13 protein-coding genes are annotated in these 13,472 nt (G+C 45.1%); all 13 read left to right on the top strand.

Annotated features, from left to right (window positions below):
* The first annotated feature begins 139 nt into the window (after nucleotides 1-139).
* Nucleotides 140-1,327 carry an ABC transporter substrate-binding protein gene (locus AC1U9Z_RS15705; RefSeq protein ID WP_479958286.1) on the top strand — a complete coding sequence of 396 codons (1,188 nt, stop codon included), beginning with the start codon at nucleotides 140-142 and terminating at the stop codon, nucleotides 1,325-1,327.
* A gap of 82 nt (nucleotides 1,328-1,409) precedes the next feature.
* Complete coding sequence (locus tag AC1U9Z_RS15700; RefSeq protein WP_479958285.1) at nucleotides 1,410-2,282, top strand: branched-chain amino acid ABC transporter permease; 873 nt, start codon at nucleotides 1,410-1,412, stop codon at nucleotides 2,280-2,282.
* A gap of 10 nt (nucleotides 2,283-2,292) precedes the next feature.
* Nucleotides 2,293-3,216, top strand: a complete 924-nt coding sequence (locus AC1U9Z_RS15695) for a branched-chain amino acid ABC transporter permease (RefSeq protein ID WP_479958284.1) — start codon at nucleotides 2,293-2,295, stop codon at nucleotides 3,214-3,216.
* 15 nt (nucleotides 3,217-3,231) lie between these two features.
* A complete protein-coding gene (locus AC1U9Z_RS15690) occupies nucleotides 3,232-4,002 on the top strand; it encodes an ABC transporter ATP-binding protein (protein ID WP_479958283.1) in 771 nt (256 codons plus the stop codon).
* A gap of 3 nt (nucleotides 4,003-4,005) precedes the next feature.
* The gene (locus tag AC1U9Z_RS15685; protein ID WP_333530841.1) at nucleotides 4,006-4,713 is read left to right on the top strand and encodes an ABC transporter ATP-binding protein; all 708 of its coding nucleotides are present in this window, start codon (nucleotides 4,006-4,008) and stop codon (nucleotides 4,711-4,713) included.
* 236 nt (nucleotides 4,714-4,949) lie between these two features.
* Complete coding sequence (locus AC1U9Z_RS15680; protein WP_479958282.1) at nucleotides 4,950-6,677, top strand: sigma 54-interacting transcriptional regulator; 1,728 nt, start codon at nucleotides 4,950-4,952, stop codon at nucleotides 6,675-6,677.
* A gap of 296 nt (nucleotides 6,678-6,973) precedes the next feature.
* A complete protein-coding gene (locus AC1U9Z_RS15675; RefSeq protein WP_333530839.1) occupies nucleotides 6,974-7,279 on the top strand; it encodes a (2Fe-2S)-binding protein in 306 nt (101 codons plus the stop codon).
* Entirely contained in the window at nucleotides 7,276-8,352 is a 1,077-nt protein-coding gene (locus tag AC1U9Z_RS15670; RefSeq protein ID WP_479958281.1) for an NAD(P)/FAD-dependent oxidoreductase, read from the top strand. Before AC1U9Z_RS15675 ends, AC1U9Z_RS15670 begins: the two co-directional genes overlap by 4 nt.
* A 26-nt stretch (nucleotides 8,353-8,378) precedes the next feature.
* On the top strand, nucleotides 8,379-8,873 hold the full coding sequence (locus AC1U9Z_RS15665; protein WP_479958280.1) for a 4Fe-4S binding protein: 495 nt from the start codon (nucleotides 8,379-8,381) through the stop codon (nucleotides 8,871-8,873).
* Nucleotides 8,874-9,164 (top strand): (2Fe-2S)-binding protein, encoded by a 291-nt coding sequence (locus AC1U9Z_RS15660; protein ID WP_333530836.1) that lies wholly within the window; start codon nucleotides 8,874-8,876, stop codon nucleotides 9,162-9,164. It begins immediately after the preceding gene.
* On the top strand, nucleotides 9,157-10,305 hold the full coding sequence (locus tag AC1U9Z_RS15655; RefSeq protein WP_479958279.1) for an NAD(P)/FAD-dependent oxidoreductase: 1,149 nt from the start codon (nucleotides 9,157-9,159) through the stop codon (nucleotides 10,303-10,305). Before AC1U9Z_RS15660 ends, AC1U9Z_RS15655 begins: the two co-directional genes overlap by 8 nt.
* 45 nt (nucleotides 10,306-10,350) lie before the next feature.
* Nucleotides 10,351-11,895 (top strand): L-glutamate gamma-semialdehyde dehydrogenase, encoded by a 1,545-nt coding sequence (gene pruA / locus AC1U9Z_RS15650; protein ID WP_479958278.1) that lies wholly within the window; start codon nucleotides 10,351-10,353, stop codon nucleotides 11,893-11,895.
* A 96-nt stretch (nucleotides 11,896-11,991) separates the two neighbouring features.
* Nucleotides 11,992-13,472, top strand: a 1,481-nt coding sequence (locus AC1U9Z_RS15645; protein WP_479958277.1) for an IS1182 family transposase, incomplete at its 3' end; no start/stop codon positions are given.

Genomic DNA, 13,472 nt, shown 5'->3' with positions numbered 1-13,472 from the left:
GCTATTAGCCGTTAGCTCTTAGTCATTAGCTAAAAGCTAAAGGCTAATGGCTAACAGAACGCCTGCGGTATTTCATCAGGTCTTGACAAGTAAGGGGCAGGTAAAAGGATACTATTGAACAGAGGAGAGGAATAGAGAGATGAAAAAGAATAAGCTATGGAAGGTTATGTCATTAATGTTAGTTCTTTCCCTGGTGCTCGTCGGCTGTGGCGGAGAGAAAAAGGCTGCTGAAGGAGATAAGCCTGCTGCTGGTGGAGATACCATTAAGATTGGTTTTCTAGGTGCTAAAACCGGTGGACATGCTGCCTTTGGTATACCTACCCTGGAAGGCATGAAGATGGCGGCGGCAGATGTTAATAACGCTGGCGGTATCTTGGGTAAAAAGATTGAAATTATCGAAGAAGACCATGGCAGCAAAAACTCCGAAGGTGCCAACGTAACTCAAAAAATGATTACCAGAGACAATGTTGTGGCCATCGTTGGGGATCCAACCACTGCCATTACTAAAATTGCTGCACCAATTGCCCAGGATAAAAAGGTTGTTTTACTTTCTGCAGGTGCTGTAGGTACTGGCGTAGTTGAAATCGGTGACTACATTTTCCGTGATACCTTACTGGATGCAGTGGCTGCTCCTGCAGTTACCCAATATGTAAAGGAAAAATTGGGTTGGCAAAAGGTCGCGGTTGTTACTTCTATGAATAACGACTATAGCGTAGGTTTATCCAAACTGTTTAAAGCAGCACTGGTTGAAAACGGTATTGAGATTATCGTAGAACAAAGTATTCAAGATGGAGATCAAAACTTTAGTGCACAGGTTACTACCATTAAAGAAAAAAATCCGGATGGCATTATTTTCACTGGCTATTATACCGAGGGTGGCCTCTTCATGAAAGAGGTTCGTAAACAAGGTATCAAAGCATTTATGGTAGGCGGCGATGGTCTGCTTGGCGATGTTCTTATGAAGATGGGCGGCGAAGCCGTTGAAGGAAGCATGGTCTATTGTGGTTTTGCTGCTGATGAAAACAAAGCAGGAGAGAAAACCAAGAAGTTTATCGAAGCATATAAAGCAGGCAACAATGGTGCACTGCCAGATATGTTTGCAGCCCAGGGTTATGATGCTGTGATGTTATTGGCAGACGCCATAAAAGCTGCCAATAGTGATGCACCTGAAACATTCCGCAGCGAATTGGCTAAAACCAAGGATTGGGAAGGTGTTTCCGGAACAATAACCTTCCAGGAAAACCGTGAGCCAATTAAGAGCCCAGTTTATTTGTTGGAAGTAAAAGAAGGCAAGTTTGCTGTTAAGGATATCGTCGATATTAAATAAAATTTGCGCAAAGATAGTTGCAGCCATTGCTTCATGGCAATGGCTGCAAACCTGTTAATACCCCGCAGGAAGGGATGATTCTATGCTTGGACAACAACTGCTTAACGGCTTAACACTGGGTGCAACCTATGCGCTGATCGCACTGGGTTATACGATGGTATATGGTATTATTCAATTAATTAATTTTGCTCACGGAGAAATATATATGGTAGGTGCCTTTGTCGGGGTGTTGATGGTCGCCGTTTTTAAACAGGGGTTGGTAGTGTCTTTAGTTGCTGCCATGCTTACCTGCATGATTATTGGTGTATCCATAGAGAGAATTGCCTATCGACCACTGCGTGGATCAACGAGGTTATCACCGTTAATTTCAGCCATTGGTGTTTCAATTTTTTTACAGACCCTAATGACCAAGGTTCAAGGACCTCAGCCAGTGGGGTTTCCTCATGTTATTGAAGATGCCATCTATAAGTTTGGTTCCCTGGAAATTACCAAGGTGCAAATCCTTATTTTAGTTGTGGCCAGTTTATTGATGGCGGGACTAACCTTTATTGTAAAATATGTAAAAATCGGTAAAGCCATGCGGGCAGCTTCGGAAGATTATGATGCAGCATCCCTCATGGGTATTAACGTTAATCGAGTTATTTCCTTTACCTTTGCCATTGGTTCATCGCTGGCTGCAGCCGGTGGTGTGTTGGTGGGAATTTACTTTAATTCGGTATCCCCATTGATGGGGGTTTCTGCAGGATTAAAGGCTTTTTGTGCTGCCGTTTTAGGTGGCATTGGCAGTATCCCCGGTGCTATGCTGGGTGGTATCTTTTTAGGAGTTGCCGAAACCCTTGGTATTGCCGGCGGGTTTGATCTATATAAAGACGCCATTGCCTTTACCTTATTGATTGTGGTGTTACTTTTCCGGCCCACTGGTTTGCTGGGGCGTCCAATCCAGAGGAAAGTGTAGGTAACTTAGCATGGATACTATTTTTAACATTTTATTAAGTGACAGTTTTTTCAAGGCTTTTTTAAATGACTATTATATTCAGGTCCTAACAATGCTGGGTATATACCTGATCGGCTCCCTCGGATTAAATTTAATTACTGGGGTAACAGGTCAGTTATCCTTCGGTCATGCGGCATTTTTAAGTATTGGGGCTTATGCGTCGGCGATTACCAGTCTTAAATTAGGCATGCCTTTTCCCATCGCTATTCTTGCCGGAGGAGTTATGGCCAGTATATGGGGTATCTTGTTGGGTTTTCCTACCCTCAGATTAAGTGGTGATTATTTAGGAATTGCTACTTTAGGATTTGGTGAAATTGTGCGGGTTGTTTTTCTTAATTTAAGTATTACTGGTGGGGCACTTGGTATGGCCGGGATTCCTCGTAATTCCAGTCTCACTCTGGTGATTTTTGTTGTGTTTTTTACAATTTGGGCCATGTATCGCTTGGAAAATTCTCGCTTTGGCCGTGCTTTAGTAGCAATTCGTGAAGATGAGATTGCTGCAGAGGCCATGGGCGTTAACATTACGAATTCAAAAATTGTTGCCTTTGCTTTAGGTACATTTTTTGCCGGGGTAAGTGGTGGACTGTATGCTCACCTCTTAACCTATCTAAATCCATCGGATTTTGGTTTTCTTAAATCCTTTGAATTCCTAACCTTCGTGGTATTGGGGGGATTAGGAAGTATTCCTGGCGTTATTTTAGGTACCAGTATCCTAACTCTGGCACCTGAGTTTCTCCGATTTATTGCTGATTATCGGATGATGGTGTATGGTTTATTGATGGTATTTATGATGATTGTTCGACCCAGAGGTTTGCTGGGCGGTGTTAGGTTAAGCAGGGTTTTTAAAAAGAAGCTTTCCCAACGAGATAAAGCTTCAGCCACCGGCGCTAACTAACGGAGGTAAAAGCACATGTCAAAAATATTACTGGAACTTAGAGATGTCACCATTCGTTTTGGCGGTCTTACTGCCGTTGATAATGTAAGTATAAAGATTGAGCAGGGTAAAATTCGTGCCCTCATTGGACCCAATGGAGCCGGTAAAAGTACCATATTCAACCTAATAACCGGTATTTATCCGCCAACCGAAGGGGAAATAACCTTTCAAAATATTAAAGTAAGTGGTCTAAAACCACACACCATTACTGAAATGGGTATCGCTCGGACTTTTCAAAATATCAGGCTGTTTGGTGAAATGACTGTCCTAGAAAACGTCAAAATTGGCCAACATTGTCGAACGAAGGCTGGCTTTCTGTCAGCCATTTTAAGAGGTCCCAGGGTTAAAAAGGAAGAAAAGGCCATTACAGAAGCATCGATGGAAGCCTTAAAACTAATGGAACTTGATCATAAAGCAGATGAATTAGCAAAAAACTTACCCTATGGAGAGCAACGTCGTTTAGAAATTGCCAGGGCCATGGCCACCAATCCCAAACTTATTTTGCTGGATGAACCTGCTGCTGGTATGAATCCCCAGGAAAAAATGACTTTAATGAACATGATCAGAAAAATTCAAGCTAAGGGCCTGACCATTTTTTTGGTTGAACACGACATGAAGTTTGTTATGAGTTTATCGGATCGTATCGCTGTTTTAGATTATGGCAGAAAAATTTCTGCCGGAACGCCAGCAGAAATCCAACATGATCCCGCAGTTATTGCAGCCTATTTGGGAAAGGAAGTGGTCTAGCCCATGCTGCTGGAATTAAATGACCTGCATGTTTCCTACGGGGCTATTCGAGCACTTAAGGGGATTTCTTGTCAAGTGGCAGAAGGACAAATTGTAGCCCTAATTGGGGCTAACGGTGCAGGAAAGACAACAACTCTGCGCACAATTTCTGGCTTAATTCGCCCCCAGTTGGGTACCATTACCTATAAAGGGCAGCCGATTACCAAAATGCCTCCCCATCAAATCGTCTCCCTAGGTATTTGCCAAGTACCAGAAGGACGGCGGGTTTTTACTCGCATGACTGTGATGGAAAATTTAGAGATGGGTGCTTATATACGTAAGGACAAAGTCGGCGTGAAGGAAGATATAAAAAAGGTTTTTGAACGTTTTCCCCGTCTGGAAGAACGTAAAAACCAACTGTCTGGGACACTCTCTGGTGGCGAACAACAAATGTTAGCCATGGGTCGGGCCTTGATGTCACGCCCCCAGGTACTATTAATGGACGAACCTTCTATGGGTTTAGCACCGATGCTGGTTCGAGAGATATTTTCCATCATTAAGGAAATCAATCAAACTGGCACAACCATCCTATTGGTTGAGCAAAATGCCCACATGGCCTTATCGATATCCCATCGGGCCTATGTACTGGAAACCGGGGAAATCGTCCTATCCGGTCCTGCGGCAGATTTAGCGAATAACCCTGAGGTGCAGAAGGCTTACTTGGGGGAATAAAATAAGCCATCCGTCGTCAGCCATCCGCTAAAAGACCAAGGCCTATGGCCTTGGTGCTTTCATGTCATCCTAAGCGGTGGCGAAGGAAGCCTTCCAAAGGATCGAAAAGATCCTTCCTATTGCTCAGGATGACAGGTGATGCTTCAAAGCCTACGGCTCATGGTCCACGGCCAGTTAAGGCCTCCAACGCCAGGATCGACTAATAGTTAAGCTGACGGCTTAAATGGGGTGATATAATGCATAAAGGCTTTTTGACAGTGAAAGAAATGCTATACAAGGAACTTCTGTCCGTTACTCCAGATGAAACCATCGGTCAAATACGAGAAAAGGGTATACCGGGGCGTCCCATTGTTCTGGTGAAAGATGGAGAAAAATTGGTTGGTATTTTGCTTTGGAGAGATGCCATTAACCGTAAACTGGATACCGATTTACAGGTAAAACAGGTAATGAGAAGGGATTTTTCGACCCTCGATGAAGAGGATCTTGATCGGGAAATCTTAGCCTTTTTACCGGAACTTCGTTATCATGCCCTCGTGTGCCGTGATAATTATAGAAAAATTCTTGGAGTATTATCCTATGATCAGGTATTCCATGACCTTGCCCTAAGGGTTTGTGAAACCGAAGCCCGTATAAATGCTGTGGTAGAGACTGTGGATGAAGCCATCTGCATTGTAAATCAAGAGGATGTAGTAATCACCTGGAATAGCCGGGCAGAAGAACTATATGCCATCAAAGCCCAGGATATTATTGGCAAGTCTGTCCATAGCTTTTTTACGAATCTGGTAGTAACCAGGGTTAATAAAGAATGGCAGGAGATACGTTCCCTGCCGCACCAACCAGTTGAAGGTACCCACGTTTTAGTCAATGCTGCACCCGTAAGGTTGGGACCGAAGGTAATTGGTGGTGTTACGGTAGAAAAAGATATTACGGAAATCGTGCAATTAAATAATAAATTAAATCAGGCAAGTTCCCAAGTTCAGCGGTTGGAAAAAGAGATTGATAAATTTGCCACGGATCGAAACCCCTTTGCTACCATCAAGGGTCACCATAAAAGGCTCATTGATCTAATCAATGTTGCAAGAAAAGCCGCCTTAACCAGTGCTGTGGTGCTCTTGCGCGGCGAGAGTGGAACAGGCAAAGAGTTATTTGCCAAAGCCATTCATGAGGCGAGCCATCGGGCGGGAAAAAATTTCTGTGTCATAAATTGTGCAGCAATTCCACCTAGTCTTTTCGAAAGCGAAATGTTTGGCTACGAAAGCGGTGCCTTTACTGGTGCTGACAAGAAGGGAAAAGCCGGTGTGTTTGAAACGGCCAACGGCGGCACACTTTTCCTGGATGAGATTGGTGAACTACCCTTGGACATGCAGGTAAAACTCCTCCGTGTACTTCAGGATGGTGTCTTTTTTAGAGTTGGCGGTGCCGCACCAATTAAGGTGGATGTAAGAATTATCGCCGCCACCAACCGTTTACTGGAGGATATGATGGCCAAGGGAACCTTCCGGGAAGACCTTTATTATCGTCTTAATGTTGTATCCCTGGAGATACCACCCCTGCGGGAGAGAAGGGAAGACATCCCGGAATTGGTTTATTTATTCCTGCAAGAATTCAGCCAGCTCTATCATAAACAAATTTCCAAACTGGAGCCAGGTGTTATGGCTACTCTCTTAGCTTATCCCTGGCCTGGTAACATTCGGCAGCTTAAAAATGTGATCGAGCGTATGGTTATTCTCACGGAAGGTGATACCGTCTCCGAGAAGTCTATTCCCGACTCTTTAAAAACAGGTAACTTACAGGAGCAAGTAACGGCGACCACCGGCCTAGCCTCGGTTACAGAACAGACTGAAAGGGAACTTATCATACGTACCTTAAAGCAGGTAAATGGCAATCGTTCAGAGGCTGCCCGCATGTTAGGTATTCCCAGAAGCACCCTTTACTATAAAATGCATCAACTGGGAATTATGTAAGTCCTAACTGTCCAAACACATGTGTCAGGATAGACATTAAATGTACAGCAAATTATACAACTTGTTTCCTTGCTAAAAAGAACGCGTCAATGACGCGTTCTTTTTTTCTGGCGGTTAGCTAAAAACTTTAAGCATAACAGGCAGAAAAAGCCCAAGGTCCAAGGCTTCAAGGCCCTGTTTTAAGCTGTTCGGATAAAGGCTAATGGCTGATAGCCAAAAAACTGTACACCCCGGAGGGAAGATTGTCCATTCGGCACGAAATTTGCAAGAATATTCTTTATGAGGAGGTATCGCCCATGAGAATTGAAAAACATCCCATACTTGACTTTAAAGCCGGCGAAAAGGTTACCTTTACTTTCGATGGCAAAGAATTGGAAGGATATGAAGGAGAGTCCATAGCCTCGGCCCTGCACGCGGCAGGGGTGAGAATCATGCGTGAAAGCGGGCATTTACATCGGCCTAGGGGCTTGTTTTGTAATATAGGAAATTGTTCCTCTTGCTTAATGATTGTAAATGACGAACCCAATGTCCGTGTTTGTATAGAAAAATTGCAAGCGGGGATGATCGTCGAGACCCAGAAGGGGAAAGGGGAATTGAAGTGAAACAATCCGAAATTGTCATTGTGGGCGGTGGTCCCGCAGGTTTAGCTGCGGCAACTCAGGCAGCTCGGGCCGGGGCAGAGGTTATTTTAATAGACCGTAACGATTATTTAGGTGGTCAACTCATCAAACAAACACACCGTTTCTTTGGCTCCAAAGAGCAAAGGGCTTCGGAACGGGGAATTAATATTGCCCGGGATCTCAGTGACCAGGTAAAGGGAACTGCCAATATTCAAGTGATGACCGAAGCAACCGCTCTGGGCTATTATGAGGACGGAGTGCTGCTGGTGGAACAACATCATAAAATAATTGCCATTAAACCTAAAAAACTCATCATCGCCACGGGTGGGGCAGAAAAGACCTTGCTCTTTCCCAATAACGATTTGCCAGGGGTATATGGTGCCGGAGCGGTGCAAACCCTGGTCAATGTTTTTGGCGTAAAACCTGGTCATCGAGTTCTTATGGTTGGAGCAGGCAATATTGGCGTTATCGTAAGTTATCAATTGCTTCAGGCAGGCATTGAAGTAGCCGCCATTATTGAAGGTGCGCCAAAGATTGGTGCCTATTGGGTACATGCAGCAAAGGTGGTGCGAGCAGGTATCCCCATCCTAACTAGTCATACCATTTTAAAAGCCTACGGTGAAAGGGAAGTCTGTGGTGCAAAGGTTGCTCAAATTGATGAAAATTGGCAACCCATGGCTGGCACAGAAAAGGACATCGATGCGGATGTTATATGCTTATCAGTGGGACTAACCCCTATGACGGAATTGCTCTGGCAAGCTGGCTGCAGGATGGTCTATGTCCCAGCATTGGGTGGCAATGTCCCTTTGCGTAATGAGCAATTGGAAACCTCCGTGCCTGGTATTTATGTGGCTGGTGACGTGTCAGGTATTGAAGAAGCCTCCGCGGCCATGATGGAAGGTGCCTTGGCCGGCTTAAATGCCGCTGAAAGTCTTGGTTATGGCAATGAAGCCTTGAAGTTAGACAAAATTAACTTCCTGAAACAACTGGCTGGTTTGCGTTCCGGTTCAGTGGGTGAAAAAATCCGCAGTGGATTAGCCCGGGTATCTCTTTAATGATAAAATGGTAGGAGTGATGTTCCATGCTGCCCAAGGATGGTATTGCCACAGCGGAAGATGTGGCCCAGGTCTTACCCCCGCAGGAACGCTTGGCCCAAGGTCCAGTGGCCATAGCTGAATGCTTTCAAAATATACCCTGTGATCCCTGTTACCATAGTTGTAAGCGGGGAGCAATCAAAGAGTTTACAGATATCAATGAGCGACCTCAAATATTATTTGACCAATGCAACGGTTGCGGTACCTGCATGAGTCGTTGCCCTGGCCTGGCAATTTTTGTTGTAGATGCTACTTATTCGGAAACCGAGGCCGTGGTCAAAATACCCTATGAATTTTTACCGATCCCTGAAGTAAATGAAATCGTCACAGCCATTAATCGGGCTGGCCAGGCCATCGGGGATGCCAAGGTGGTTCTGGTGCAAAATCCTAAAATTCAGGACCGGACAGCAATCGTATGGTTAGCTGTGCCTAAGGACATAATGATGGAAGTTCGGCATTTTAAAGTTAAGGGGGTGCAGTAAATGTGTCAAAATAACGGTCAGGATATGACTCTAATCTGTCGTTGTGAGGACATCACCGTAGAAGAGGTGCGTGCCTATATTCAAAAGGGAATCACCGATTTAGAACAACTGAAAAGGTTATTGCGTGTTGGCATGGGACCCTGTCAGGGTAGAACCTGCACCCCTTTAATTGTTCACGAACTGGCTAAAGCAACGGGACTGTCTGTGGAGGACATTCCTCTAACCGTATTCCGCCAACCAACCACCGCCGTAAAAATGGGGGTTCTCGCAGGAGGTACCGTGCATGAATAAAACCGCAAATTATGTTATTGTTGGCGGCGGCGTTATTGGCTGCTCCATTGCCTATCATCTGGCCAAGAAAGGTGCCAAGGATATCGTATTAATTGAAAGAAAATACCTTACCAGCGGTGCCACCGGTCGTTGTGGTGCCGGCGTGAGGATGCAATTTGGTACTGAGACCAACTGTATGTTGGCGAAGAACAGTATTGAAATGTTTGAAAACCTGGAAGAGGAACTTCGTTATGATGGAAGTATCGAATTTAAACAAAGCGGCTACTTGTTATTAGCCTACACAGAAAAAATGGTTGAACAATTTCATAAAAATCTTGGTGTTCAACATCAATTGGGCATTCCCTCCCGTTGGGTTACGCCTGAAGAGGCGAAGGAAATTGTACCACACCTAAATACCCAGGGCTTGTTGGGTGCTACCTTCTGTGGTAAAGATGGCCACTGTAATCCCTTCAAAACCACGGATGCCTATGCCAAGGCAGCCCAAAGGTTAGGGGTTGAAATATTAACCTACACGGAAGTTACTGGATTATTAGCTCACGAAGGGAAAATCAAGGGAGTTAAGACAAATAAAGGAACCATTGAGTCATCCGTGGTTATTTTATGTGCTGGTTCCTATTCCCGGGAACTTTCACAAACCATCGGCATTGATGTACCCATTACCCCGGAGCGACACCAAATTCTGGTCACAGAACCAGTGGAACCGCTGCAGGGCCCCATGGTGATGAGTTTTTACCATGGACTTTACTGCCAACAGGTACCCCATGGGGGTTTTGTGATGGGCCTTGGTGATCCTAACGAACCGAAGGATTACAATGATAATGGCAGTTGGCAGTTCCTCCATGAAATGGCGGCTAAGGCCACCTTCCTATTGCCACCACTGGCAAATTTAAGGGTAGTTCGGCAATGGGCCGGCCAATATGATTTGACACCGGATCGTCAACAAATTTTAGGCAGTGTGCCTGGTGTTGAAGGTTTTCACTTGGCCGCTGGTTTCTCCGGTCATGGTTTTATGATTGCCCCCATGACAGGAAAATTAATGGCCGAACACATTCTAGGGGAAGAAACCAGTTTCCCCATTGGTATGTTTGATTTCTCCCGCTTTGAGCGGGGAGAACTATTTGTTGAACCCTCCGTGGTATAGCACCACTGAGATTCATGGAATGAACACATATTGAAGGAGGAGCTTATGAAAAACTTTGCGAATGAACCCTTTACAAATTTTGCCTTGCCTGAAAATGCAGAAGCGATTAAGTCTGCCATCGCCCAAGTGCGCCAGGAATTGGGGAAAACATATCCCTTATATATTGGAGAAGAAACAATTTATAACGATGATCTAATTATTTCCACTAATCCGGCCAATGAAAATGAAATTATCGGTAAAGTGGCCAAGGCAAACTTGGCTCAGGCTGAACAGGCCATCGAAACTGCTTATGCTACCTTTAAAAGTTGGTCTAAGGTAGAAGCCGAAGAACGGGCCATCTATTTATTTAAAGCGGCTGAACGGATGAGACAAAGAAAGCATTATTTTTCCGCCTGGTTAATTTTAGAATCGGGTAAAAACTGGGCTGAGGCGGATGCAGACACCGCAGAGGCCATTGATTTTATGAATTTTTATGCCCATGAAATGTTGCGCTATGCCAATCCTCCAGAGTTGATTCCAGTAAACGGTGAGTATAACAAAATGAAATATGTTCCCCTGGGGGTAGGGGTTGTTATCCCACCTTGGAACTTTCCCCTGGCCATTATGGCGGGTATGACAGTGGCATCGGTGGTAACCGGTAATACCGTTGTTCTTAAACCAGCCAGTGCTACACCGGTTATCGCTGCTAAATTCATGGAACTGCTGCAGGAGGTTGGTTTACCCAGTGGAGTGGTAAACTATCTGCCTGGCTCTGGCGGAGCCATTGGTGATTACTTGGTTTCCCATAAATTAACTCGTTTTATCAACTTTACCGGCTCTAAGGAAGTAGGGCTTAGGATCAGCGAATTAGCTGCTAAGGTTGCCCCAGGTCAAAAATGGATTAAGCGAGTAGCCGCTGAAATGGGCGGTAAAGATTCCATTATTGTGGATGAGACAGCAGACCTCGATAAAGCAGCCCAGGGAATTGTTGCTTCGGCCTTTGGTTTCCAGGGTCAAAAGTGTTCGGCATGTTCCAGGGCCATTGTTGTGGAAAGTGTCTATGAGGAAGTAATCGAAAAGGTTCTGGCACTGGCCTCAAAATTGGCCATGGGCTTGCCGGAAGAAAACTTTTCTACCGGGCCGGTCATTGAAAAGAGGGCCATGGAGAAAATTTTAGAGTACATCGAAATTGGAAAAACAGAAGGCACCCTGGTATTGGGGGGCGAAAGATTTGGCAATCAGGGTTGGTTTGTTAGGCCCACCATCTTTAAGGATATAGCACCCACAGCCAGAATTTCCTTAGAAGAAATCTTTGGGCCGGTCTTGGCCTTGATCAAGGTAAAGGATTTTGCTGAAGCATTGGCTGTTGTTAACAATACAGAGTATGGCTTAACCGGTTCCTTATATAGCAGAAACAGAGAAAACATTGCCCAGGCTAAGGAAGAATTTAATGTTGGCAACCTGTATTTTAATAGAAAATGTACCGGAGCACTGGTTGGGGTTCATCCCTTTGGCGGTTTTAATATGTCCGGTACCTGTTCAAAGGCGGGTGGCTATGACTATTTAGGCTTACTAATGCAGATGAAAATAACCTCAGAAACCTTAGGCTAATGGATAAAGGGAGTGTCGCAGTAAGCCAGCCTGGAAAACAACAAAAGACGGCGACTGGCAGATGCCAGAAGCCGTCTTTTGTTGTAAAATATAGTTGTGAACAAAACTTTACAGCCAAATTATACATTAACCGGGAATGTATATCAACTGGTAATTCCGATGGATATAGGAGAAATGATCCCGGAGGACGATTCAGTGAGACTACTCAATGCCGTGTTGGAAAGGATTGATTATCGGAAATTGCATGCGGCGTACTCCCGTCTGGGGAGAATCGAGCGGTCACCGGAAAGTCTCTTTAAAATCATCGTTTATGGATACATGAACGGCATCTATTCCAGCCGAAAACTGGAACAGGCCTGTCAGCGAGACATTAACTTCATGTACCTGCTAGGCCGGTCTCCGGCACCCGATCATGCCACCATCGCCCGCTTTCGGAGCGAACGGCTGACGGGAATCGTGGAGGATATGTTCTCCCAACTGATAGAACTTTTGGCCCAAGCAGGGGAACTGTCATTATGCAGTGTTTTTATTGATGGAACAAAGCTGGAAGCCAACGCAAACCGATATAGCTTTGTGTGGAAAAAAACCACTCAAAAAAACGAAGCCAAAATGCAAGATAAAATGAAAACAGAACTGCCAAAACTGGCGAACCAAATGGGTATACGTCTCTATGTAGGAGAAAAAATCCGGGCCAAAGACCTCAAGAAACTGCGGAAAAAGCTATATGCCCTAAAAGGTGAAGAAGAATTCGTCCGTGGAAAAGGCAAACGAAAATCCCCCTTACAGAAAGCGATTGAAATGGTAGAGGGCTACCTTGTCCGTCAGAAAAAATATGACGACTACAACCACAGTTTGGGTGAGAGGAACAGCTTTTCCAAAACAGACCGAGATGCCACCTTCATGCGAATGAAAGAAGACCACATGAAAAACGGCCAATTGAAACCGGGCTACAATCTCACCCTGGCAGTAGACGCCGAATACATCGTAAGTGCGATAATCTCCCAGGAACGCAGTGATACAAACACCTTCATCCCGATAATGGAAAAGCTTCTTCCCCTTGGCTACACCAAACCAGTAGCAGACGCAGGCTTCGAGAGCGAAGAAAACTATACCTGGTGCGAGGAGAACGGACAGCTAGCCTTTATCAAACCAGCCAACCATAACCGGGCCAAGACCAAGAAATACAAAAGCGACATCGGCAAGCGGGAGAATATGCCTTACGATGTTGATAATGACGCCTACATCTGCCATGCAGGTCAGAGAATCCAGGTGGCCTATGAAAAGAAAAGCAAGTCCAAGAACGGATATCCGATCCTGACCACCGTGTATTCCTGTGCTCACTGTGACGGCTGCCCTCACAAAGCCAAGTGCATCAAAGGAGCAAGCAAAACACCCCTGGAAGAACGGAGTAAGAACCTTTATGTCTCCAAGAACTTTCAGAGACAGCGCAGCGAAATGGAGACCCGCATCAATACTGACGAAGGCATTCTCTTGCGGATCAATCGCTCCATCCAGGTCGAGGGTGCTTTTGGCGTACTGAAACAGGACATGGGTTTTCGACGTTTTCTCCTGCGAGG

The organism is Desulfotomaculum sp., from assembly GCF_982386235.1.
This window is presented reverse-complemented; position numbering and strand designations above follow the sequence as displayed.

Excerpts from the sequence above, each read along its gene's own strand:
- AC1U9Z_RS15705 (WP_479958286.1), top strand. The coding sequence starts at position 140 with ATGAAAAAGAATAAGCTATGGAAGGTTATGTCATTAATGTTAGTTCTT.
- AC1U9Z_RS15700 (WP_479958285.1), top strand. The coding sequence starts at position 1,410 with ATGCTTGGACAACAACTGCTTAACGGCTTAACACTGGGTGCAACCTAT.
- AC1U9Z_RS15695 (WP_479958284.1), top strand. The coding sequence starts at position 2,293 with ATGGATACTATTTTTAACATTTTATTAAGTGACAGTTTTTTCAAGGCT.
- AC1U9Z_RS15690 (WP_479958283.1), top strand. The coding sequence starts at position 3,232 with ATGTCAAAAATATTACTGGAACTTAGAGATGTCACCATTCGTTTTGGC.
- AC1U9Z_RS15685 (WP_333530841.1), top strand. The coding sequence starts at position 4,006 with ATGCTGCTGGAATTAAATGACCTGCATGTTTCCTACGGGGCTATTCGA.
- AC1U9Z_RS15680 (WP_479958282.1), top strand. The coding sequence starts at position 4,950 with ATGCATAAAGGCTTTTTGACAGTGAAAGAAATGCTATACAAGGAACTT.
- AC1U9Z_RS15675 (WP_333530839.1), top strand. The coding sequence starts at position 6,974 with ATGAGAATTGAAAAACATCCCATACTTGACTTTAAAGCCGGCGAAAAG.
- AC1U9Z_RS15665 (WP_479958280.1), top strand. The coding sequence starts at position 8,379 with ATGCTGCCCAAGGATGGTATTGCCACAGCGGAAGATGTGGCCCAGGTC.
- AC1U9Z_RS15660 (WP_333530836.1), top strand. The coding sequence starts at position 8,874 with ATGTGTCAAAATAACGGTCAGGATATGACTCTAATCTGTCGTTGTGAG.
- AC1U9Z_RS15655 (WP_479958279.1), top strand. The coding sequence starts at position 9,157 with ATGAATAAAACCGCAAATTATGTTATTGTTGGCGGCGGCGTTATTGGC.
- pruA (WP_479958278.1), top strand. The coding sequence starts at position 10,351 with ATGAAAAACTTTGCGAATGAACCCTTTACAAATTTTGCCTTGCCTGAA.